The sequence below is a fragment of the Staphylococcus epidermidis genome, from assembly GCF_006742205.1.
Lineage (GTDB): Bacteria > Bacillota > Bacilli > Staphylococcales > Staphylococcaceae > Staphylococcus > Staphylococcus epidermidis.
Genome location: NZ_AP019721.1, coordinates 1,333,111 through 1,356,477, shown reverse-complemented (window position 1 = coordinate 1,356,477; position 23,367 = coordinate 1,333,111). Strand labels below are relative to the sequence as shown.

At 31.8% G+C, this 23,367-nt stretch carries 23 protein-coding genes; all 23 read right to left on the bottom strand.

Annotated elements, in window-relative coordinates:
* Positions 1-154 precede the first annotated feature (154 nt).
* The 23 genes from FNL83_RS06775 to der all read right to left on the bottom strand — a co-directional run bounded on the left by FNL83_RS06775 (position 155) and on the right by der (position 23,186).
* Positions 155-487, bottom strand: a complete 333-nt coding sequence (locus tag FNL83_RS06775; RefSeq protein ID WP_001831277.1) for a YpoC family protein — start codon at positions 485-487, stop codon at positions 155-157.
* Positions 488-491: 4 nt separating this feature from the next.
* Complete coding sequence (nth, locus tag FNL83_RS06770; RefSeq protein ID WP_001831179.1) at positions 492-1,151, bottom strand: endonuclease III; 660 nt, start codon at positions 1,149-1,151, stop codon at positions 492-494.
* Positions 1,141-1,827, bottom strand: coding sequence for a DnaD domain-containing protein (locus FNL83_RS06765; RefSeq protein ID WP_001831014.1), 687 nt, complete (start codon positions 1,825-1,827; stop codon positions 1,141-1,143). The genes nth and FNL83_RS06765 overlap by 11 nt, the downstream gene beginning before the upstream one ends.
* Before the next feature lie 92 nt (positions 1,828-1,919).
* The gene (gene asnS / locus FNL83_RS06760) at positions 1,920-3,212 is read right to left on the bottom strand and encodes an asparagine--tRNA ligase (protein WP_002439780.1); all 1,293 of its coding nucleotides are present in this window, start codon (positions 3,210-3,212) and stop codon (positions 1,920-1,922) included.
* Positions 3,213-3,332: 120 nt separating this feature from the next.
* Entirely contained in the window at positions 3,333-6,041 is a 2,709-nt protein-coding gene (locus FNL83_RS06755) for a helicase C-terminal domain-containing protein (protein WP_001831318.1), read from the bottom strand.
* A 24-nt stretch (positions 6,042-6,065) separates the two neighbouring features.
* Positions 6,066-7,037 (bottom strand): biotin--[acetyl-CoA-carboxylase] ligase, encoded by a 972-nt coding sequence (locus FNL83_RS06750; protein WP_001831050.1) that lies wholly within the window; start codon positions 7,035-7,037, stop codon positions 6,066-6,068.
* Positions 7,024-8,226, bottom strand: a complete 1,203-nt coding sequence (locus FNL83_RS06745; protein ID WP_001831104.1) for a CCA tRNA nucleotidyltransferase — start codon at positions 8,224-8,226, stop codon at positions 7,024-7,026. The genes FNL83_RS06750 and FNL83_RS06745 overlap by 14 nt, the downstream gene beginning before the upstream one ends.
* Positions 8,216-9,358 (bottom strand): N-acetyl-alpha-D-glucosaminyl L-malate synthase BshA, encoded by a 1,143-nt coding sequence (bshA, locus tag FNL83_RS06740; RefSeq protein WP_001831222.1) that lies wholly within the window; start codon positions 9,356-9,358, stop codon positions 8,216-8,218. Before bshA ends, FNL83_RS06745 begins: the two co-directional genes overlap by 11 nt.
* Positions 9,359-9,379: 21 nt before the next feature.
* The gene (locus FNL83_RS06735; protein WP_001832769.1) at positions 9,380-9,697 is read right to left on the bottom strand and encodes a nucleotide pyrophosphohydrolase; all 318 of its coding nucleotides are present in this window, start codon (positions 9,695-9,697) and stop codon (positions 9,380-9,382) included.
* Between the two features lie 180 nt (positions 9,698-9,877).
* Entirely contained in the window at positions 9,878-10,573 is a 696-nt protein-coding gene (locus FNL83_RS06730) for a zinc metallopeptidase (protein WP_001831045.1), read from the bottom strand.
* 44 nt (positions 10,574-10,617) lie between these two features.
* Positions 10,618-11,211 (bottom strand): DUF1405 domain-containing protein, encoded by a 594-nt coding sequence (locus FNL83_RS06725; protein WP_001831230.1) that lies wholly within the window; start codon positions 11,209-11,211, stop codon positions 10,618-10,620.
* An 11-nt stretch (positions 11,212-11,222) separates the two neighbouring features.
* The gene (locus FNL83_RS06720; RefSeq protein WP_001831161.1) at positions 11,223-11,786 is read right to left on the bottom strand and encodes a YpiB family protein; all 564 of its coding nucleotides are present in this window, start codon (positions 11,784-11,786) and stop codon (positions 11,223-11,225) included.
* Positions 11,787-11,799: 13 nt separating this feature from the next.
* Positions 11,800-13,044 carry a tetratricopeptide repeat protein gene (locus tag FNL83_RS06715; protein ID WP_001831060.1) on the bottom strand — a complete coding sequence of 415 codons (1,245 nt, stop codon included), beginning with the start codon at positions 13,042-13,044 and terminating at the stop codon, positions 11,800-11,802.
* 3 nt (positions 13,045-13,047) lie between these two features.
* On the bottom strand, positions 13,048-14,349 hold the full coding sequence (gene aroA, locus FNL83_RS06710; RefSeq protein ID WP_001831249.1) for a 3-phosphoshikimate 1-carboxyvinyltransferase: 1,302 nt from the start codon (positions 14,347-14,349) through the stop codon (positions 13,048-13,050).
* Between the two features lie 9 nt (positions 14,350-14,358).
* Positions 14,359-15,423, bottom strand: coding sequence for a 3-dehydroquinate synthase (gene aroB, locus FNL83_RS06705; RefSeq protein WP_001831320.1), 1,065 nt, complete (start codon positions 15,421-15,423; stop codon positions 14,359-14,361).
* A gap of 27 nt (positions 15,424-15,450) precedes the next feature.
* Positions 15,451-16,617 carry a chorismate synthase gene (aroC, locus tag FNL83_RS06700; protein WP_001831020.1) on the bottom strand — a complete coding sequence of 389 codons (1,167 nt, stop codon included), beginning with the start codon at positions 16,615-16,617 and terminating at the stop codon, positions 15,451-15,453.
* A 480-nt stretch (positions 16,618-17,097) separates the two neighbouring features.
* Complete coding sequence (gene ndk, locus FNL83_RS06695) at positions 17,098-17,547, bottom strand: nucleoside-diphosphate kinase (protein WP_001831235.1); 450 nt, start codon at positions 17,545-17,547, stop codon at positions 17,098-17,100.
* Positions 17,548-17,686: 139 nt separating this feature from the next.
* Complete coding sequence (locus tag FNL83_RS06690; protein ID WP_001831120.1) at positions 17,687-18,646, bottom strand: polyprenyl synthetase family protein; 960 nt, start codon at positions 18,644-18,646, stop codon at positions 17,687-17,689.
* A 1-nt stretch (position 18,647) separates the two neighbouring features.
* The gene (locus FNL83_RS06685) at positions 18,648-19,373 is read right to left on the bottom strand and encodes a demethylmenaquinone methyltransferase (RefSeq protein ID WP_001831089.1); all 726 of its coding nucleotides are present in this window, start codon (positions 19,371-19,373) and stop codon (positions 18,648-18,650) included.
* The gene (locus tag FNL83_RS06680) at positions 19,366-19,944 is read right to left on the bottom strand and encodes a hypothetical protein (protein ID WP_001831003.1); all 579 of its coding nucleotides are present in this window, start codon (positions 19,942-19,944) and stop codon (positions 19,366-19,368) included. Before FNL83_RS06680 ends, FNL83_RS06685 begins: the two co-directional genes overlap by 8 nt.
* Before the next feature lie 469 nt (positions 19,945-20,413).
* Positions 20,414-20,686, bottom strand: coding sequence for an HU family DNA-binding protein (locus FNL83_RS06675; RefSeq protein ID WP_001043863.1), 273 nt, complete (start codon positions 20,684-20,686; stop codon positions 20,414-20,416).
* 170 nt (positions 20,687-20,856) lie between these two features.
* Entirely contained in the window at positions 20,857-21,855 is a 999-nt protein-coding gene (locus FNL83_RS06670) for an NAD(P)H-dependent glycerol-3-phosphate dehydrogenase (RefSeq protein ID WP_001831154.1), read from the bottom strand.
* A 20-nt stretch (positions 21,856-21,875) separates the two neighbouring features.
* Positions 21,876-23,186, bottom strand: coding sequence for a ribosome biogenesis GTPase Der (gene der / locus FNL83_RS06665; protein ID WP_001831042.1), 1,311 nt, complete (start codon positions 23,184-23,186; stop codon positions 21,876-21,878).
* Positions 23,187-23,367 lie beyond the last annotated feature (181 nt).

The following is a 23,367-nucleotide window of genomic DNA, read 5'->3' as shown; positions in this document are numbered from 1 at the left end:
AAATTGGAGCTTTTTCTGTCTTAGAAAAGTAAATTTAGCATGTGCAATAATAATCTAAGTTCTCTAGTTATTAATTAATTTGATTAACTACATTGTATGTGAAGTGTAAATGTTGATATAGGTATAAAATCGAATAATTAAAATTAAGTATAATTTATTTTTGTTGACGTTGCTTTCTAATTAGATAAGATGCATTCATTTTTATTAATTCTGATTTCAATGTTTTCATTTGACGATAGCCCATAAAATGGTGTTTACGTGCAACCATATAATGATAGCGTTCATCAAAATTCATTGGAACTACTGGATATGTATCGAGTTGATTAAAATGAATTTCATCTATGTTATTTATTTGTTTAAAATAATTAATAATTAAATCGAAATAACTATCTAAAAGTTCCCTAGCTTCTGGTGTTTTGAGTTGTTTATTACTTGCTAGTTGATCAAGTTGGTCCTCTATATGATTGAAATCCTGTTTTTCAATCATATCATCACGCCTCCTTTATCTTTGCTTTATGTCGTTTTTGTCCTTCTCTACAATCATTTAACAGCGGACATATCTCACATTTAGGTTTTCTAGCAAGACAATGATATCTCCCAAAAAATATTAATTGATGATGGCTTTTATTCCATCTATCTCTTGGGATAATATCACATAATCGATCTTCTACTTGTCTTACACTATCTTTCCAACGATTAATTCCCAAACGTTTAGAAACTCTCTCAACATGAGTATCGACAGCTAAAGAAGGTTCTCCAAATGCGACACTCATTACAACATTTGCTGTTTTACGCCCCACTCCAGCTAGACTCTCTAATTCTTTATGTGTTTGTGGGATTTGACCATTAAATTGTTCAATTAAAGAGTGGCATAATTTTTTTATATTTTTGGCTTTATTGCGATATAATCCAATAGAGCGTATATCATTTTGTAATTCTTCATCACTCACATTTAAATAATCTTCAGGTGTTCGATATTTTCTAAATAATGATTGAGTGACACGATTGACTAGATTATCAGTACACTGTGCTGATAATAATACAGCTATTGTAAGATCGAATGCATTTCTATGGTTTAATTCGCATTCTGCATTAGGAAACATATCTGCTATAACGTCAATCATTTGTAATGCTTTTTTCTTACTTATCATTAGGATTCTCTCCATTCAACCAGTCAAATTTAGGCACCTTTTTAACAACATGTTTCATTTTTGGTTTGTTAAACTGTTCTCTTATTTTCTTTGAATCGTCAACTGTTTTCACATTATTCTTTTTCCAATTTAATAAAATACGATCAATATATTTAAAACTAAGTTTATTTTGGCTAAGTGCCTCATCAAGAGCGGCTTGTATAACTGATAAGTCATGGTGATCGACATCAATCCACTGATTTAATGTTTCAATTTCATACGGCGATAGTGGTCTGCCGAACGATTGCTCAACTATCTGAAACAATTGCTTAAACTGCTCTTTTTTATCTTGTTCCTCATGTTTTAAGTATTGATGTTTTAATAATTGATTTAATTTGTGATAGAAGGGATCCAAATTCATGTATTCAGTGAATTTACCTTCTTCGTCTTTACTAACATTGAGTTCTAATAATTCTCTTTGAATTAAGTTTTGTATTACGGAAGTAATTTGACGAGGTTCCATAGTTGATCCTTTTTGAAGAAATTCAATAGAAGGTTGCTTATTAGAAGTTTCAGATGCATATAAAAGTTTTATCAAAATAACTAAATCTTGTTCATCCAAACCTAACTCTGAATAATGATCAAACAATTCTCGTCTTATAACAACAGGTCTTGTTTTTAATTGAATTAGATCCATAATATTACTACCTCCTATTTAAAATGAACGTCCAGCCTTAAAGTGACTGGACGTTTCAAAATGGCATTTTGAACATAAATATGAATAATCAATTATGGATATAAGCGATTAAGTAAACGTGGGAATGGGGATGTTTCACGAACATGTTCAACTCCAGAAATCCAAGCTACTGTTCGCTCTAAGCCTAAGCCAAAACCACTATGTGGTACGCTACCATAGCGACGTAAATCTAAATAATAGCTATAACTTTCCTCATCCAATTCGTGCTCATTAATGCGTTGTTCTAATAATTCTAAATCATTAATACGTTCGGAACCACCAATAATTTCACCGTAACCTTCAGGCGCAATTAAATCAGCACATAATACTGTATCTTCATTGTCTGGATTTGGTTGCATATAGAATGGTTTAATTTTAGTTGGATAATTTGTAATGAATACTGGTAAATCATAGTGATTAGCGATGGCTGTTTCATGAGGTGCACCAAAGTCTTCACCCCATTCAATATCATCGAATCCCTCTTTTTTCAAGAATTCGATAGCATCATCATAAGAAATTCTAGGGAAAGGTGTAGCAACTTTTTCTAGTTTAGTTGTATCTCTATCTAAAGCTTTGAGTTCTAATTGGCAATGATTTAAAACAGATTGAACAATGTGAGACACATACTGTTCTTGTATTTCTAAGCTTTCTGCATGATTTGTAAAGGCCATTTCTGGTTCAATCATCCAGAATTCAATTAAATGACGGCGTGTTTTAGATTTTTCTGCACGAAAAGTTGGGCCAAATGAAAAAACACGTCCGTGAGCCATTGCGGCTGCTTCCATATACAACTGCCCACTTTGTGATAAGAATGCATCTTCATCGAAATATTTTGTATGGAATAACTCACTTGTTCCCTCTGGTGCACTTGCTGTTAAAATAGGTGGATCAATTTTAGTGAAGCCATTTTCATTGAAAAACTCATATGTTGCACGGATAATTTCATTTCTTATTTTCATGACAGCATGTTGTTTTTTTGAACGTAACCATAAGTGACGATGATCCATTAAAAATTCTGTTCCATGATTCTTTGGTGTAATAGGATAATCGTGTGCTTCATGTACAATTTCGATTGATTTAACTTGCATTTCGTAGCCTAAATCAGAACGATTATCTTCTGTAATCGTTCCTGTGATGTATAAAGATGATTCTTGAGTTATATCTTTTGCTAGTTGAAATGTTTCTTCATCTACTTCAGATTTTACTACTACTCCTTGCATAAATCCTGTACCATCGCGTAATTGTAAAAACGCTATTTTACCACTTGAACGTTTATTAGTTAACCAAGCACCAATTGTTACTTCTTGGTTAAGATGTTTTTTCGCTTGTTTAATCGTAGTTTTCATAACCAAACTCCTATATTTTTCTTTTTAAATACTTATTTATTTTAACAAAATATGTCTTTAACTTCTACAAGTTGAGTAACTGGAATCATTCGATATTATTTATTATATATTTCTAAAACGTTAGCTTTTACTCTCATTATCGATAGACCTCTGTATTTGATTCAGTAATTTATTAAACTGTTTAATATTACCTTTTCGTTGTTTAAAATGTTCTAGTGATTGAGCAAAAAAGCTTTTATATGTGCTATTTACTAGTCGATCATCAAATGACACAATAAGTCCTTTGTCGTCTTCGTGTCGAATAAGACGTCCAAGACCTTGTCTAAACCTTGTTACAGCATCAGGTAATACATAATCTTTAAAAGTTGATGTGAATTCAGAATCCATAAGCCAGTATTTAATATTATGTTTATTCATAAATGGTAATTTAGCTATCATTACACATTTAAGGCCATTGGCTTGAAAATCAAAACCTTCAAAAAATGTTGATGTTCCAAGAAGTATAGATTTATCAAAGTTATTAAATTGTTGAACAATTTTATAATTTTGGTTTTGTTGTTGGGTTAAAATGACATAATCTTCTAACTCAGGTAATTCATTTAACAAATCTTGAACCATATGCATCATTTTATAGCTTGTAAATAAGACAAGACATTTCGACTGTGTCACTGTGATGTATTCAACAATATAGTCTACAATTGAAGCTACATAATCGTCTAAATTTTTATAATTGTACGTTTCAACATCATTGGGCACAAAAACATTTGTATGGTTGGATGATGTTAAAGGTGTTGAAATTTCAAATGTATTAAAGTCTATATCTTCATTAAACCAATTTTGAAATGCTTTAAATGAGTGATTGAAAGTTAATGTGCCAGATATAAATGTAAGAGACTTAAATTTTTCGAGTACTTGTTTCGTCAAGATATCTTTAACATCATAATCCTTGACTAAGAGTCGGATTGTTGATTTTTGTGCTAAATTTTTAATTGAAATAAAGCTTGTATGATGATCTTTTATACTTTGTTCGATAAGTTTAAATTTGTCATGTAAGTATAATAATTGTTTCCGTACAGACTTGATTGTTTTGTGATTCATTCCGTTAAAAATTTCTATCGTTTTATTTAATTTATCTATGATTGCACGTAAATCTTTTAAAATCTCACCCGTTTCAAAGTCATAAACGTAATGATACTTATGAATGTCATCATCATAAACGTCTGATGTTTGAATAATATTATAAATTGTAGTGAATAGTTGCTCATTTAAATCATGTAACTCATTGATATTTATTTTCAGTCCAAAAACGTCTATAGGTGCAATATCTAGTTTCTCTAAAATACGTTGTTGCTCAAGTTTGTCTACTGCTTTAAGTAGTTTTTCATTTTCATTTTTGCCAATAAGTCCTAATTGATATTTAACATCTGAATAATTTAAATCATTAGTAACTTGATTTAGCGCATAGTCAGGCAATCTATGTGCTTCATCGATGATGCAATCATCAAATAGTTGATATATAGTGTTTTCACTGTCTGAATGAATTAAGTGCGCATGATTAGTGATACCAATTTGTATGTTTTGAGCATTTCTTTTTATATAATTATAATAATGGATATCATGACGAACTGGAACGTATGTTTCAATTTTTTGGTCAACATACATTTTTTGTCCACCTTTAAGATTTAATTCCTGTATGTCCCCAGTATTTGTTTCAGTTATCCAAATAAGTAACTGCATTTTAAGAATACTTACTTCATAATTATTTGTATCGTCTTTAAGAATTTGGCTGATAAGACCAAGAGATATATAATCATTTTTACTTTTGATTAATGACGCGTTAATTTTAAAATCTAAAACATCATTGAGTAATGGTATGTCTTTCTCTAATAGCTGACTTTGTAATAATTTTGTATTTGTTGAAATCATTACATGACGACCGGTCTCAATATTATACATTGTTGCTGCAAGCAGGTAAGCAAGAGACTTTCCACTACCCAAAGGAGCTTCAATCATTGCCTTATCACTATGCATCAACTGATCAAGTATAATTTCGGCTAGGTATAACTGTTGTGGCCGATATGTAAGATTTAATGATTGAGTGACATTTTTATATAAATCTTTTAAGGTACCATCAAAATTGACAGCCGGTTTTTTTAAATCAATTTGTTTACGGTAAATAATTTGTTCAAATTGTTCAAATTGGTTGTTAGGCGGTTTAGTTTGATAATTTCTAACCATTTCAAACAAAATATGATAAAGATCATACTTGAGATTTTTACTTAAATAGTACAGTTGTTTTTGTGTATCTAAATGCAATTGCTCGAACTTCTCAAAAGCTTTAATCATCAATTTAGCAGTTGTTGTTGCATCTTCATCTGCTCTATGTGCATTATTTAATGGTATATGATGAGATTCAGCCAATGCACTTAACTGGTAGCTTTTGTCTGTAGGGAATGCGATTTTAAACAATTCTAAAGTATCCATTACTCTTTTAGGTTTAAATTGAATATTACATTTTTCAAAAGCTTTTTTTATAAAATTAAGATCAAATGAGATATTATGTGCAACAAAAACACAGTCTTTGATAAGTTGATAAATGTCATCTGCGACCTCATTAAAATAAGGTGCCTGTACTAACATTTCTTCTTCTATAGAAGTTAAGGCTTGGATAAACGGTGGAATTTCTAAATCGGTACGTATCATTGAATGGTATGTATCAATTACTTGATTCTGACGCACAAACGTAATACCAATTTGAATGATTTCATCATAATCCAGTTGATTTCCAGTTGTTTCTAAATCAACAACTGCAAATGTTGCTATTCCCATAATGTCCGCTCCTCATTTTTGTGTTTATAAATCTATATCTGCACTCATAAGTCGATGTAATTGACCTTTTTCATCTTTAACAATAAGGAATCCATCTGAATCAATATCTATGGCTTCCCCCAAAAATTGATGATTATTTTCAGTGAATTTAAGTTGACGATGCCATATATTTGTAGCGTGAATATATTCTTCTCGAATTGACTCAAAAGTTTGATGTAAAAATTGATCAAAGCGATGTATAATTTGAGTTAATAATGCAGTTAAAAAAGTATATCTATTAATTATACTATCGGAATGCATGCGTATACTTGTTGCTTTATCTTTAATATCCTCGTCAAAATCACTTTCAACATGATTCATATTTATACCTATACCACAAATTATTGCTTCTATTTCATCATAATTTGCAACCATTTCAGTTAAAAATCCGCAAATTTTTTTATTACCAATATATATATCATTTGGCCATTTAATTGTTACACGTTCGTTCGAAAATTGTTGAATAGCATCTCTAATACCTAAAGCAATAAATAAATTAAATTTAGGTATCATAGAAAAAGGTACGTCAGGTCTTAGCACTAGTGACATCCATAAGCCTTTTCCTTTAGATGATTCCCAATTACGATTGAATCTACCTCTACCTTCGGTTTGTTCATCGCTCAAAATTAAAAAAGTATCTTTATTTCCAACGAGTGCTCTCTTTGCTTTTAATTGTGTTGAATCTACAGTGTGATAAACTTCTAGATGATTAAAAAGGCCAAGTTCATCGAGAATAGGTTTTACAATACCGCTATACCACTGATCAGGTAATGAATTCAGTTGATGGCCTTTGTGGTTTATTGACTTGATATCACAACCATCTTCTTTTAATAGGTCAATAACTTTTTTGACACCTGCTCTAGAAATATTGAGTTGATCGGCAATATATTGCCCTGATATGTAATTTGATTGATGTTCATACAACATTCTAATGACGTCTTGACTATATTTTGACATGTGCATCCACCCATTCTAATATTTCTTCTTTAGTGTTGACTATTTGATTTGATATGACTGCGATTTCTATTTCTCTAAGTGTATCTTTTAGCCATGGTCCTGAATTTTTATTCGTATGATTGAGTATATCTTTACCATTTATTGCCAATTCTTTTCTGCAATGGATAGGTAATTTTTCATTTGCTTCGCGAATACTTATTTCATTAATGATTAAATGATTGGCTGTTGTAAGCCCATTTTGTTTAAGCAAATGATGTAATGATAATAGGATTTCAATATCATTTAAATTGTAATCATATACTAATGTTATTAAAGATTGCTTTGACTGTATCTTAGGCAATGTTTGGATGAGTGTAACCCATTTTTTGATAGTTGCTTTTTCTTGATTGCTGATTTTCAAGGTGCTTAATTGTATATCTTTTGGTTGTTGGACGATTAAGATTGCAATCCAAAGTTCAAATGTGATGGGCTCATCTATATGAAGATGAGACATCTCAAATGATTTGAAAAAAGGTATATAATTAAATGCTTTCATGTTTTGCATGACTTCAAAACTTTGTTTAACATTGTTTCCCATGATAAGTTTTTTAAGCTCTACTACTACACGTTCAACGGATAAATATTGTATATCTGAAATCTGAGAAGACATTGCATGTAATGTGTCTGAATCAATTTGAAAATTAAGTTGTGATTGAAAACGTAATCCTCTAATGATACGAAGCGCGTCTTCTGAAAACCTTTCACTTGGTACACCAACAGTACGAATTACTCGATTGTTTATATCTTGTTGACCATTAAAATAATCATACAACCGGTAATTTAAATCCATTGCTATAGCATTCATTGTAAAATCTCTACGTTGAACATCTTGATATAAGTCTCTTACAAAATACACTTCACTTGGCCTACGATGATCGATGTATTCATCTTCAGATCTGAATGTAGTAATTTCATAATTGTCATTTTGAAAGACCACGTTGATCGTACCGTGTTCTTTCCCCACTGGTATGGTTTTATCGAATATAGATTCTATTTCGTCAGGCGTTGCACTGGTGGTAATATCAACATCATGTATAGGTCGTTGCATGATGTAATCACGTACTGATCCGCCAACGAAATAAGCCTTAAAACCTTTATTTTGAATCTTTTTTAAAATAGGTTTTGCTTGTTCAAATATCTCATGACTCATTGTTGTTCTCACCTTGTTCTAGCATCTTTCGATAATAGTTTTCATATTGGTCAGTAATTAAATCTGAACTAAATCTTGCTTCAATATCTTTCAGCATTTGTGATTGCATTTTTTGATATAACTCTGGATTTGATAAAAGTTTAATAGCATATTTTGCAGCTTGTGTACTATCCCCTATATCTACTATAAATCCAGTTTCTTCATGTCTGATGACCTCTTTAATACCACCTGCATGACTCCCTATAGGTAAGACGCCTGTTTTCATTGCTTCTAAGAGAGTTAATCCAAAACTTTCTTTCTCACTTAAGAGTAGTACTAAATCAGATAGTTGGTAGAATGCGCTTACGTCATTTTGTTTGCCTAAAAAGAGTACGTGTGTTTCAACATCAAGTTCTCGTGCTTTATGTCGCATATCGATTAATTCTGGACCATCTCCTAAAAGTATCAACTTGGATGGTATACTCTCATGAACTTTTGCAAATGTCTCAATCACTGTATCAATACGTTTTACTTTTCTGAAATTAGAAACATGTATCAATACCTTTTCTTCAGGTGAAATACCATAACAATCTTTTAATTCTTCATTATGCCGAGTTGGGAATTCATTTTCCCTTACAAAATTATATATAGGGATGATTTCCTTTTTAGTATTGATAATTTCATAAGTTTGCTGTGCTAGAGAATGGCTAACACTTGTTACAATATCACTTTGTTCTATGCCAAATTTTATCGCGTTTTGTAAAGTATGGTCATAACCTAACACAGTTATATCAGTGCCATGTAGTGTTGTCATAATTTTGACGTTTTTACCTGACATTTGTTTCGCTAATATACCACATACAGCGTGAGGTACAGCATAATGCATATGCAATATGTCTAAATCATATTCTTGTATAACGTCAGAAATTTTTGTACTTAATGTAATATCGTATGGTGGATATTGGAATACGGCATATTGATTGACTTCAACTTGGTGGAACGTCATGTTAGGTAAAGGTTTGCGTATTCTAAAGGGTATGTTTGAGGTAATAAAGTGAACTTCATGGCCACGTTCTGCCATTTTAATACCGAGTTCTGTAGCAATAATGCCAGAACCACCCATGGACGGGTAACACGTTATACCGATTTTCATTTGTGCCCATCCTTTCTTAAATTATTTTCTTTCAAAGCGATTTTTATCTCTTGTATTAAACTTATTCATCGTGTCATTAAAGCTTTCTGTCATATCTATGTTTAGAGAGTTTGCAATACACAGTAAAACAAATAAATTGTCTCCCAATTCAGCTTTAATTGTATTATCTTCTTCTGTATCTTTCTTTTTTTTCTCTCCAAAATGATGGTTAATTTCGCGTGCTAATTCTCCAACTTCTTCTGTCATTCTTGCTAGATTAGCAAGTGGAGAAAAATAACCAGCTTTAAACTGACTGATATAGTCATCAACTTCTTGTTGCATTTGCTCCATAGATTTCATATAGAAGTACTCCTTTATCGCTATTCTTATATAGTATATTACAAAATAAAGTGACTTGCATTTCAAGTGCAATGTTTAATATGGATTAAAAGATAGGATTTTGTCACGTATTCAAATAAAAAAAGGTAACCATTACAAATCCATTGTAATGATTACCAGGAACTGCGTTGTTATATATGATTAATCACTTGATCTTGCAATTAATATAATACGAGCAAGTTCAGCTAACGCAACTGCAGTAGATGCCACATATGTCATTGCTGCTGCAGATAAAACTTTTTTCGCGTGTTTGTATTCTTTCTCATTAACGATATTTAAAGCTGTTATTTGTTTCATCGCTCTTGAACTAGCGTTAAACTCAACAGGTAATGTCACGATAGAGAATAAAACTGCAAGTGACATTAAACCAGCACCAACCCATAGAACTGTAGAGCCAAAGACACTACCGAGAGCTGTTAAAACAATACCTACCATAATAATAATGTAGCTTAAAGAACTACCAATATTAGCTAATGGTACTAATGCTGTTCTAAATCTTAATGGTGCGTATCCTTGCTGATGTTGAATTGCATGTCCTACTTCATGGGCTGCAATTGCAGTACCAGCAACTGATGGTCTATCGTAGTTTGCAGGAGATAAACAAACAACTTTTTTATTTGGGTCATAGTGATCAGTTAAGAAACCTTCGCCTTTAACGACGTCAACATCGTAAATGCCATTAGCATGTAAAATTTCTTCAGCAACTTCACGACCAGTTTTACCGCTTGTGGATCTCACTTGTGAGTATTTTTCATAATTAGATTTAACTTTGTGTTGAGCCCACATTGGAATGACCATTAATATTACGAAATATATAATCATTGATATTAAAGACATTAAACTCACTCTCCTTTATTTTCATTTTACTGTCAAATTTGTCTTTAATCAAATGTTTTAACTTTCAACCACTTTTGTAATTTTAAAAATAAAATATACGAAATGATAGTGAGACTATAAGCCAATACCCCTACTTCAATTAAATGTTTGGCGATAAAATCATAGTAGGGATATTGTCCGTATATGTAATCTATTACGTCATTGATCGTCACCCATATGAAACTCATCAATCCAGCCAATTTAGATATTTTAAAACGAGGATAAAAATAGATAGCTTCTAATATCATAATTGCGTGAGAAATGAGCAACATAAGTCCGTTTATGGCAATATCATTCATTTTTATAAACATCAAAATATTCATAATTACAGCCCAACTACCATATTTAAATAGAGTTATAAAAGCTAAAGCGTCAATCAGGGCATAACGCTTATTAAATAGTATGAATAATAATGATAAACATAAAAATAATGTAGCAGTGGGACTATCTGGAACAAATAATTTAAAATAATTTGGTGTGTTAGCTAATTGACTACTATACCAATGATAACCGTATATCGTACCAAATATATTGCAAATTAAAATAAAAGAAATCAACCATTTTTGATAAAGTGAAGTTTCCCAAAGCCATTGATACATCTTAGTATGAACTACCTTTCATGTAAAGTTGATTGAATATCTTTTGATTTTAATACATTAAGTATTTGTGTGAGTTGATAAAAATAATCAGGTTCATTCATTTGTAAACTTAAATCAATATTGTTTTGTAAGGTTTGAATAATAAATGTTTGTTTTCTTTTATCCATAGAAATTGAATATAAGTCTTGTACATAAGATGAATAACTAGGTGAATGTATGAGCTGCATTAATATTAAATCATCTAAGCGAGATTCTCGGATGTGACAATTAGCAAAATGTATTTGTATATCTAATCTTAATGTATGATTTGCAATATAATTAAAAATTTGATTTGTATTAATATAAGATTTATTATCCTTGCTCAATTGAATTGCAGAAGCAGTTGCATCCACTTCTGCAATTTCTAAGGTATAATGATTATTGATTTTACTATTTACGAAATGTACATTATTTAGCTTATCTTGATTTGCCTTTAAATAATTTAATACCCACACAGTGATTCTTGATTTAAAACGATAGTTAAACAGAATATATTCTATAAAATTTTGTTTGATACGAATAAGAGAATCATTCATTTAAGTCACCAACTTATATTTGCAATCTCATTGACTCGTCATGCCAATTTTCATTGCTTGGATCAATTTCTAATAATTGATTTAAAATCAAAATTGCTTTTTCTTTTTGTCCAATTTCTAATAAATAGAAATAATAATCGCTTAAAAATTCAACTTGGGTTTGTAATGTTGGATATGCTAATTCAAAGAAATGTTGCGCTTCTTTATCTCGTTCTTCTTGACCGTATGCATATGCTAAATGCCACATGAAAATAGGGTCTAAATCTTCTTCATCTACATAAGTCAACAATTGTATAATTGATTCATAGTCTTCTTCATTACGATATAAATCACTTAAAATCAACAATGGTTCATGATATGCATTATCGACTTCTAAGGCTTGTTTTAGCAATTCTACACCTTCATTTGCATCTCCATGCTCAATTTCTAAGCTACCTGTAGAAACCATTAATTCTTTGTAAAATTGACTTAAACGTAATCCTTCCTTACCAGTTTCTATAGCATCAGGATAATTTTTTTCATTTTCAAATAGAGATTGAAGATAAAAATATCCTTGTATAAAATCAGGATCTTTTGAAAGTAATGTTTGCATAATTTTAATTGCTTCTTGAGTTAAATCGTTTTTTTCATAAGCAATTGATTTTTTAAAGTAATCTTCAGAATTCATCTCTTCTTCATTAATTTCATCAAATAAGCTAATAGCATCTGAATAATTACCACTTTGTAAACTACAATCTGCCATTCGCGAAAAAATATTTACTCCATTAACTTCATATTCACCAGTTTCTAATACTGTTTCATACTCTCTTGTAGCTCGTAAGTATTGCCCATCGTAGTATAATAGCTCTGCTAAGGCGAAGTGAATAATTGGATCATTAGGTTCAAGATCTAATGCTTCTTGCAATTTGTCAATTGCTACTTCTAACATATTTATTTGTTGGTATAAATCGGCTTCTAGCATCAACTTTTCGGTAGATGGTTCTACTTGTGCTAAATATTCAAGTGCTTCGTCAGTTTGGTTTTCAGACATGAGACCTTCGATAAAGTAAATGAGTAATTCACTTTCATCTGGGTATTTATGATACAACGTTCTAAAAACTTCTAACCCTTGAGGTGTAAGACCGAAATTATATAAAGTTTCACCAAGTATAAATAATGCATCATCATTGTTTGAACTCAATGCCTCATTTACTCGAGAATCTAAGTTTTCTATTTTTTGTAGATTGATATCGTCTATAAGTTTGTAGATATCTTCCATTGTTTATTTTCCCTCATTTTCTAAAAGCTTTAGTTTAGGTAAAAAACCTGGGAAGGAAACATTAACAGCGTCAAATTGCTCTATTTTGAGTGGTTCTGAACTAAGTAGTGAAGCTACAGCTAACATCATTCCTATACGATGATCTGTTTGACTATCTACAGTTGCATTTGATCTAAACTCTGATGGATGTATAATAAGTCCATCATGTGTGGGTTGTAAATTAAAACCAAGTAAATTTAGCATGTCTGCAGTAGTATCTATACGATTTGTTTCCTTCACTTTTAATTCTTCCGCGTTTTTGATAATACAAGAATTTGAAGCTTGTGTGCAAAGTAGTGCAATAACTGGTAATTCATCGATAGCCCTTGGAACTAAGTCGCCTTTAATTGTAACAGCATTCAAGTTCGGTGTATATTTTACATGTATTGATGCAGTTGGTTCTGCACCCTTGCTTACATTACTTAATTCAATGTTTCCTCCCATTTGTTTAACGATATCTATGATACCTGAACGAGTGGGATTAATGCCAACATTATGAATTGTAATGTCACTACCGGGCGTAATTAGGGCTGCGACTATGAAAAATGCAGCAGATGAGATATCTCCTGGAACATGAAAATCTCTAGGCTGTATATGTTCAATTGCATAAGGTATGGTTTGGATTGTTTTACCTTGAATTGATATAGGAATGTTAAAGTGTGCAAACAATGTTTCTGTATGATTTCTACTTACATCAAATTCTGTAAGTGTCGTGGCTTCTTTTGAAAATAGGCTAGCAAGTAAAATAGCACTTTTAACTTGTGCACTTGCAACTTCCATTTGATAATTTATACCTTTAATAGTTGAAGGCTTAATTATAAGTGGTGTGTAATTATTATCAATTCCAGATATATTAGCATTCATTTTTAACAGAGGTTTCATCACTCTATCCATGGGTCTTTTGCCTATAGATACATCACCAGATAACACACTTTCAATGCCTAATCCGCTTAAAAGACCTGCAAGTAACCGTGTAGTAGTACCAGAATTACCAGTATAGAGCACTTGGTGTGGCGTTATGAAATTTTGATATCCTGGTGAATTGATTATGATAGAATTGTCCTGCTCTTCAATTGTTACACCTAATAGTTTAAAGATATCCATAGTACGTCGACAATCTTCGCCCATTAAGGGTTCATAAATGGTTGATATGCCTTTAGCTAATGAAGCTAACATAATAGCGCGGTGTGTCATCGATTTATCACCGGGTACTTCTATTTCACCTTTGAGTGGTCCATTAATATTAATTATTTCACTGTTATTCATTTGATTCACCTACTTAAAATAAGATTGTAATTCCTCGAAAGCTGATAAAAGTGTATCCTTATCAACATGAGTGACAACTGGTTTCCCTAAATTTTTAAGTAAGACCATTTGAATACCATTGTAATCATTTTTTTTATCTAGAAGCATAAAATGGTAAGTATCTTCAAAATGAAGTTGTTTGATGATAGATAATGGATATTTAAGTTTTTTCATATAATTAATATAGTGTTGAATGTTATAATTTGTCTCGAACAAATGGTTCGCAACAATAAATTGATAAAGAATACCAATCATAACTGCATGACCATGAGGTATTTTATGCTCATATTCAATTGCATGACCGAATGTATGACCAAGATTAAGAAACTTTCTTTTACCTTTTTCTTTTTCATCTTCAACAACAATATTTAGTTTTGTTTTTATACCCTCAAATAAATAATAATCTAGATTTTTTAACGCTTGTAAAACTTTATTTGAGGTAAAATTAGATTCGATATTTTTTGTTGATTTCTCACCGTTTAATAAAGCGTGTTTATAGACCTCAGCATAGCCACTTAGTATTTCAGAATATGGTAGAGTTTCTAAAAAATCTAAATCATAAATGACAGCTTTGGGTCGATAAAAAGCACCAATTAAATTTTTACCATGCTCAGAATTAATTCCAACTTTACCACCTACACTTGAATCGTGGGCTAAAATAGTTGTCGGTACTTGAACAAATGATACTCCTCTAAGTAAAGTTGCAGCAATAAACCCTGCGAAATCTCCTGTTGCACCACCACCAATGGCAACAATACATGTTTGACGTGTTAATTGATGGCTTAGTAAATATTCAATAGTACGATGATAATGTTCGAATGATTTTGACGTTTCCCCAGAAGGGATTACGATACATTTAGCATCAAATTTTTGAGCCAAAGCTTCAAGTTTATCTACAAATAAATTATAGACTTGCTTATCTATAATGAAAAATCGTTGTTCTTCATTTTTAATGTATCTTTCTAAAGAGTTAATTGCGTGATGTTTAACGATGATGGGATAATTATCACTTGCATATGATGTTTTAAGTTCCATGCTTTCACCTCAATCATTCTAGGGTAATTAAAATTCTATGTTGAGTTGTCGACGCTCTTTAATTTGTGCTACGAGTTGGTCCATGTGGTTAGATTGAAACTCTTCGAGTACTGCTTTTGCTAACTCAAAAGCGACAACGTGTTCACATACTACGCTAGCTGCGGGCACTGCACAACTATCTGAGCGTTCTATAGTAGCTTTGAAGTCTTCTTTAGTATTAATATCAACTGAGTTTAGTGGTTTATATAAAGTAGGAATAGGCTTCATGACACCATTAACAATTATAGGCATCCCATTACTCATGCCTCCTTCAAATCCACCTAAGTGATTTGTAGCTCTAAAATAGCCTGAATCTTGATTATAATGAATTTCATCTTGAATTTCGCTACCAGGTTTTTCAGCTGCTTTAAATCCCTCACCAAAACTTACACCTTTGAAGGCGTTGATACTCACAACACCCTGTGCAATGCGTCCATCTAATTTACGGTCATAGTGTACATAACTTCCCACTCCAATAGGCATGTTTTCAGCCATTACTTGAACTACGCCCCCGATTGAATCTCCGTCTTTTTTCGCTTCATCTATTTTATCTCTCATTTGTTGCGCAATATTTTCGTCAATTACACGTACATCATTTTTATCTACATTATTTTTGAACATATCTACATCATATAAACCTTTGTCTTTAATACCACCAATTTCGACTACACGGCTATATAAGTGGATATCTAATTGTTCTAAAAGAATTTTTGAAACAGCACCCACAGCAACTCTTGCTGCTGTTTCTCTAGCAGATGAACGCTCAAGCACATTTCTTAAATCACGATGATTATATTTCATGCCACCTATAAGATCAGCATGGCCCGGTCTAGGTTTTGTAATGGTACGTTTCATATTTTCTCTTTCTTCATCACTAATTGGTGCGACGCCCATTATTTTTCTCCAATGAGTGAAATCGTCGTTAGTAACTACTAAAGTTATTGGACTTCCTAAAGTAAAGCCATTTCTGACGCCTGACACAATTTCTATAGTATCTTTTTCAATTTTCATACGACGCCCCCGACCATATCCCCCTTGACGTTTAAACATTTCCTTATTAATATCTTCAGCCTTAATTTCTAAATTAGCTGGTACACCTTCTATGATGACTGTAAGTTGTGGTCCATGTGATTCACCGGATGTAAGGTATCTCATGATCGCACGCCCCTTTCTATTCTTCAATACATTAAATTGTAATATGTTTAATATATTATCATATTCAATCACACAACATAAGTCAGTTAGACAAACAAGGAGATTTTTATTTTAGCAGTTATAAATATTTAAAAAAGAATAGCACCAAGATGATTGTTATGTCATAGTGACATTATACCAATTAAAGATCAGTCTATTAAAAAACTCAAAAGACCGAAATCATTAGATACATGATTGATATATTAAAAGTAGGTCATTACTTAATAATGAATGCTCAATTGTCAAAAGATAAAATTGCTATATAATCGAACAATATACGGTATTGCATCGTTAAATCCCTAGATAAAAAAATAAATAGACTAATTCAATAAGTATTATTTTAAGCAAATAAAATTTGGTTAATCATAAAAAATGCCTGAGACACAAATATGCGTCACAGACATTAATGGATAAAATGAATTTCATTATTTGATATTTTTATTATTCGTATAGCCAATCTTCTCTTGGTTCTTTATAATCAGCAATTTCGCTACTTGTAAACCATAATTTAACTTCACGTTGTGCTGATTCTGTTGAATCTGAACCATGTATAATATTACGACCTAGATTTAAACCATAGTCGCCTCGGATTGTACCAGGAGCTGCTTCGCTTGGATTTGTGCTTCCAATAATTTTACGAGATACAGCTACAGCATTTTCACCTTCTACTACCATAGCAAAAACGGGTGCAGAAGTAATGAATGAAATTAACTTGTCGTAGAACGGTTTTCCTTCATGTTCACTATAATGTTTTTCAGCTAGTTCCATAGGCACTTGCATAAACTTACCGCCAACAAGCTTAAGACCTTTCTTTTCAATGCGAGATATAATCTCACCAATTAAATTTCTTTGGACAGCGTCCGGTTTAATCATCAAAAATGTGCGTTCCACTTCGTGTGTCCCCCTGTGCATGTGTTTCATTCATTTTTATAAGTATGTAAAAAACTTAAAACATTGCAAGCTATAAAAATATCCTGCTACTTAGTATGGTAACAGGATAATGAAGCGCTTTCAACTTTTGTCACAAAACTTACTTATTTCGACTTCCCATTTTTTTAATAAGCTTTCTAAATAGTTCTTTATTAGGACCATCCTCTAATTCATCGATTAAATTGATTGCTTTATTTAAATACTTTTCACTTATTTGTTTTGATTGTTCTATGCTTTCGGACTGTCTAATTATTGTTATACAAGTTTCAAAGGCATGTTGAGGACTGTCAGGATTAAGTTGTGAAATTTTATCTTTAAAAGTCTTATTTTTTCGCATTTCTAATAGTACAGGTAATGTAATATGACCATTCATAAGGTCACTACCAACCGGCTTACCAAGTTTCTTTTCAGAACTAGTAAAATCTAGCACATCATCTATTATTTGGAAACTCATACCTATATAATGTCCGATCATTTTTAATTTACGAATAACGTCATTTGACGCATTGGAAGTAATCGCACCAACTTGTGTAGACAGTTGAATAAGAAGTGCTGTTTTACGGTTGATACGACGTAAGTAATTAGTAATTGTTTGATTGCTATTAAATTGATCTTGAAATTGGAATAGTTCTCCTCTACACACATCAACAATTGATTTAGAAATGGTCGAATGGACACGAGTATCACTGATTTCAGATAAATGCTTGAGCCCCATAGCAAGTAAGAAATTTCCTGTTAAAATAGCTGTACTTTGGTCCCATTTTTTTGAAATAGTGAGTCGGCCTCTACGTTTATCACTTTTATCTATCACATCATCGTGGACTAAGGTAGCCATGTGAATTAGTTCTAAAGCTACTGCTACACGATACGTGTCTTCTGAAGGTTTGTTGTTAGAGCCAAATTGACCACTTAAAATAACAAAAGCGGGTCTAACTCTTTTTCCCCCTGAAGATAGTAAATGGAATGAGGCTTCTTGTAATGTTTGATCAGAACTTATAATTGCTTCTTCAAGTCGCTTTTCTACTTTCTTTATTTCGTTGTTAATGTTTAACTTTGCCACGTTAATCACCTTTGCTAGAACTGTTTTCTTTATAGCCAAGGTGCATTGCAGCAACGCCACCTGTAAAGCTACGTACAATGATATCGTTAAATCCTGCTTCGAAGAATAAGCCTTTCAATGTTTGTTTGTCAGGAAAATTAAATGTTGATTGTTGCAACCATTCATATTCTTCTTTGGACTTAGCAAACATTTTACCAAAAATTGGCATCACAAATTTAAAGTATAAACTATAGATTTGTTTGAATAATGGCAATGTCGGTTGGCTTGTTTCAAGACATACCACCATGCCTCCTGGTTTTAAAACTCGATGCATTTCTTTGAGTGCTGACAAATAATCCGGAACATTGCGTAAGCCAAAACCAATAGTAACATAATCAAATGAGTTATCATCAAAAGGTAAATTCATAGCATCACCATGAACAAGCTGGATATTTTCCAATGAAGCAGTTTTCTGTTTACCTACCTCAAGCATATTTTCACTAAAATCAAGACCAGTTACTTGGCCTTTTGAGCCTACTGCTTCGCTTAATGCAATAGTCCAATCTGCAGTACCACAACACACATCTAAAGCTTTACTGCCTTTTTGTACATTCATAGTACTCATAACATGTTTTCTCCATACTTTATGCTGTTCGAAACTTATGATGTTGTTGAGTCGATCGTATTTTTGAGAAATATTTTGGAATACTGTATGAACTTGTTCTTTTTTAGCTTGATTTTCAGCCATTTTCATTACCTCTTTTTTTATAACTTTTGCTAATTTCTTGAATATATTTATCTATTTCATATCTGTTAAACTTACCCAGATACTCAGGATGGTAATCTTTATATTTAGAAGTCAATTCAGCGAATAATTTGATTTTATCAACAGAACTTCCAAAATGGTTAATTGTAAGATATGGAAATAGTGTTTCTATATCTAGAATCGCATCTTTCAACTCTTTATCAGTGAGATCATTTTGATTAATTGATGATTTATCTTCATTGATTTTAACAATGGCCTTGCTCATTGCAAGTTGAAAAGCGGAATCTTGAATATTTGCTAATAGAGTATAGAAATGAGCGCTTAATAGGTCCCCTATTAATATTGCTTTCTTAGATAGATGATTATCACCAATAGCGTCCAAATGACGCATTGATGTATCAATAGTGAGGCAAGCAATCTTAGCTTCATCTGGGATAGAGTACATATCTAATAAATGACTTAAAGAGCTATTGATTTCAATAGGCTCATACTCATTAATGCCCTTAAGCAGTTGTTCTACATGTTTGTTTAGTTTGCTTATTGTCGTTTCCATGTTCACACCTCACGATATTATCATTAACAATATTAACATTATATGTAAAAAAATAAAATCTATTGGATTAAGTCTTTTAAAATAAATAGTTATTCTATGTAAGTGGTTTGCGATTTGAGGAATAAAACTCATTTTTACCAAAGATCTAGTAATTACTAATATGATAATAGTTACTAGATGGCTTTATAAAATTTTTAACTAGATGATTATTAGCCAATATAGCTAGATAAACGATTTTAAATAAATAGTAAATGAGTATATTAACTCAAGATCATTTCTAAATATATGTAAGTGATTGGGATGACGTAATTTATAAAATTTTAAAAACAAGACAGTCGATAATAAATATTTTAGTATTGATATGAGTTATGAAGTGTTGAATCTACTTAAAAATAAAATACTTAGAGCGATAGACCATTGATGTATAAGTTAAAAAGAAAAAGCCCTCAAAGGGGCTTTTTTAAGTAAATTATTTTACAGCATCTTTTAATGCTTTACCAGCTTTAAATGCTGGTACTTTACTTGCAGGGATGTCAATTTCTTTACCTGTTTGAGGGTTACGACCTTTACGAGCAGCGCGTTCACGTACTTCAAAGTTACCGAAACCGATTAATTGTACTTTTTCACCTTTAGCAAGTGAGTTTTGGATAGATTCAAATACAGCATCTACTGCTGAACCAGCTTCTTTTTTAGTTAAGTCAGCTTGTTCTGCAACTGCATTAATTAAATCAGTTTTATTCATTATGAATTCACCTCCTGAGGTTTTATAATGATATTCATTATATCATTATGTTTTGACTTTAACACAAGGGTTACTGTCATCGCAACGATTTATGTAATAGAAACGTTGGTTTTATGCGATTTATGACGAAATTTTTTAACATTCGCTCATAAAAAGTAATATTACACTCTTTATTCTGCTTTTTTGTCTCTTTCCATAAGTGTTCTAACACTTTTACTTACAGGGACATCTTCAAATAAAACTTCATATAATGCGTTAGTGATAGGCATCTCTACTCCTTCTTGTTGAGCAAGATGATATACTGATTTAGTTGTATAAATACCTTCAACCACCATTTTCATCTCTTTTAAAGCTTCTTCTGCTGTTTTGCCTTGCCCTAATTTAAACCCAAGTGTGTAATTTCGTGAATGTGTGGACGTACAAGTTACGATCAAGTCACCTATGCCACCTAGACCTAAGAAAGTCATTGGATCTGCACCAAGTTTCTCACCAAGTCGACTGATTTCGGCTAAACCTCGTGTCATTAAAGCTGCTTTTGCATTATCACCGTAACCCATGCCGGCAACGATACCACTAGCTATAGCTATAATATTTTTTAAAGCACCACCTAATTCTACACCTACTAAATCATTATTTGTGTAAACACGTAAATAGTCGTTCATAAATAAATCTTGAATAAGTTTGCTCACATTATTATCTTTAGATGATGCAGCTACAGTTGTAGGTTGTTTTATAACAACTTCTTCAGCATGACTTGGACCTGATAAGACGCCGATTCCTCCATTATGTTCTGAAGAGATAGAGTCCTCAATCATTTCAGATACGCGCTTAAATGTATCGTTTTCAATGCCTTTAGCAACATGAATAAAAGTCTTTTTAGATGTGAGTAATTGATCGATATCTTTTGATACTTCTCTAATTGCTTTTGTAGGTAGTGCCATAAGATAGATATCTGAAAATTGCACTGCCTTATTTAAATCTACAGTTGCTTTTATAGATGAATCTAATTTAGCATCTTTAAGATAATTTTTGTTCATATGATGTGTGTTAAGTTCATCTACATTCTCTACATTTTTGCCCCACATTAAAACATCATGACCATTTTGAGCTAATACATTAGCTAATGCAGTACCAAAACTACCCATACCAAAAACTGTAATTTTTCTCATTATTGAATTCCCCTTTGTTTTTAATTTCTTTTTCTTGGAATAATATGAATAGGTGTTCCTTCAAAACCAAAAGCATTACGTATTTGATTTTCTAAATATCTCCTATAAGAAAAATGCATTAATTCAACATCATTGACAAATACTACAAATGTCGGTGGTTCAATTGCAACCTGAGTTGTATAGAATACATTAAGTCTTCTACCTTTGTCAGTAGGTGTTGGATTCATAGAGATGGCATCAGTAACAACTTCATTTAGTGTAGAACTTTGGACACGCTTTTTATGATTTTCACTGGCTTGATTGATATAAGGGAATAATGTTTTTAATCTTAGCCCTTCTTTTGCTGATACGAACGCGATTTGAGCATAATCTAAAAATTGAAATTCATTTCTAACATCATCAGTGAATTTTTTCATTGTCTTACTATCTTTTTCAACTGTATCCCATTTATTTACTACAATGACAATAGCTTTACCTTCCTCATGTGCATAGCCAGCTACACGTTTATCTTGTTCAATTATACCTTGTTCAGCATCGATAACTACTAATACTACTTCTGAACGCTCAATCGCTTTTAATGCACGTAATACAGAATATTTTTCAGTCGATTCATACACCTTACCTTTTTTTCTCATTCCAGCAGTATCAATCAATACATAATCTTGTCCATCATAAGAGTACTCGGTATCAATGGCATCTCGAGTTGTACCAGCAACATTAGACACAATAACACGTTCTTCGCCTAAAATAGCATTGACCAAGCTAGATTTACCAACATTAGGTCTACCGATGATAGAAAGACGTATCGTATCTTCGTCATAAGGATCTTCTGATTCTTTATTAAAGTTTTCAACAACTGCATCTAGCAAATCTCCAAGTCCTAATCCATGTGAACCAGAAATAGGATATGGATCTCCAAAGCCTAAAGAATAGAAATCATAGATATCATTACGCATTTCAAGATTATCAACTTTATTCACAGCTAATACAACAGGTTTCTTAGATTTATAAAGCATTTGTGCGACCATTTCGTCACTTTGTGTAAGTCCTTCTCTAACATTGACCATAAAAATGATGACATCTGCTTCTTCAATTGCTATTTCTGCCTGTGCACGGATTTGAGTTTGAAAAGGAGCATCTCCAATTTCAATACCACCTGTATCAATGATGTTAAATTCATGAGTTAACCACTCGCCAGATGAATAAATACGATCACGAGTAACGCCTGGCGTATCTTCTACGATAGATATACGTTCGCCGACAACTCTATTAAAAATTGTAGATTTTCCTACATTTGGTTTTCCTACAATTGCTACTATCGGTTTAGTCATAGGATAAACTTCCTCTCTTTTTTAATCTACATAATTTTATCACAAGAGCAGATTTATTCAAAACTTGAATATGTTTATTTTACATGTTCGAAAAGATATATTTTGTACAGTATATCATTTAAAAAAAGACTCCAATTATCACGCGTAAATTTGATTTTAAGCTTACACGTAAATTGGAGTC

Bases quoted from the DNA above. Each gene is read 5' to 3' on its own strand.
- aroB (WP_001831320.1), bottom strand. From the start codon at position 15,423: ATGGAACTTAAAACATCATATGCAAGTGATAATTATCCCATCATCGTT.
- FNL83_RS06670 (WP_001831154.1), bottom strand. From the start codon at position 21,855: ATGAGAAAAATTACAGTTTTTGGTATGGGTAGTTTTGGTACTGCATTA.
- der (WP_001831042.1), bottom strand. From the start codon at position 23,186: ATGACTAAACCGATAGTAGCAATTGTAGGAAAACCAAATGTAGGAAAA.
- FNL83_RS06685 (WP_001831089.1), bottom strand. From the start codon at position 19,373: ATGGCTGAAAATCAAGCTAAAAAAGAACAAGTTCATACAGTATTCCAA.
- FNL83_RS06745 (WP_001831104.1), bottom strand. From the start codon at position 8,226: ATGAGTCATGAGATATTTGAACAAGCAAAACCTATTTTAAAAAAGATT.
- asnS (WP_002439780.1), bottom strand. From the start codon at position 3,212: ATGAAAACTACGATTAAACAAGCGAAAAAACATCTTAACCAAGAAGTA.
- FNL83_RS06680 (WP_001831003.1), bottom strand. From the start codon at position 19,944: ATGGAAACGACAATAAGCAAACTAAACAAACATGTAGAACAACTGCTT.
- FNL83_RS06775 (WP_001831277.1), bottom strand. From the start codon at position 487: ATGATTGAAAAACAGGATTTCAATCATATAGAGGACCAACTTGATCAA.
- nth (WP_001831179.1), bottom strand. From the start codon at position 1,151: ATGATAAGTAAGAAAAAAGCATTACAAATGATTGACGTTATAGCAGAT.
- aroC (WP_001831020.1), bottom strand. From the start codon at position 16,617: ATGAGATACCTTACATCCGGTGAATCACATGGACCACAACTTACAGTC.
- FNL83_RS06725 (WP_001831230.1), bottom strand. From the start codon at position 11,211: ATGTATCAATGGCTTTGGGAAACTTCACTTTATCAAAAATGGTTGATT.
- FNL83_RS06765 (WP_001831014.1), bottom strand. From the start codon at position 1,827: ATGGATCTAATTCAATTAAAAACAAGACCTGTTGTTATAAGACGAGAA.
- FNL83_RS06735 (WP_001832769.1), bottom strand. From the start codon at position 9,697: ATGAAATCTATGGAGCAAATGCAACAAGAAGTTGATGACTATATCAGT.
- FNL83_RS06720 (WP_001831161.1), bottom strand. From the start codon at position 11,786: ATGAATGATTCTCTTATTCGTATCAAACAAAATTTTATAGAATATATT.
- FNL83_RS06730 (WP_001831045.1), bottom strand. From the start codon at position 10,573: ATGTCTTTAATATCAATGATTATATATTTCGTAATATTAATGGTCATT.
- aroA (WP_001831249.1), bottom strand. From the start codon at position 14,349: ATGAATAACAGTGAAATAATTAATATTAATGGACCACTCAAAGGTGAA.
- FNL83_RS06675 (WP_001043863.1), bottom strand. From the start codon at position 20,686: ATGAATAAAACTGATTTAATTAATGCAGTTGCAGAACAAGCTGACTTA.
- bshA (WP_001831222.1), bottom strand. From the start codon at position 9,358: ATGAAAATCGGTATAACGTGTTACCCGTCCATGGGTGGTTCTGGCATT.
- FNL83_RS06715 (WP_001831060.1), bottom strand. From the start codon at position 13,044: ATGGAAGATATCTACAAACTTATAGACGATATCAATCTACAAAAAATA.
- FNL83_RS06755 (WP_001831318.1), bottom strand. From the start codon at position 6,041: ATGGGAATAGCAACATTTGCAGTTGTTGATTTAGAAACAACTGGAAAT.
- FNL83_RS06750 (WP_001831050.1), bottom strand. From the start codon at position 7,037: ATGTCAAAATATAGTCAAGACGTCATTAGAATGTTGTATGAACATCAA.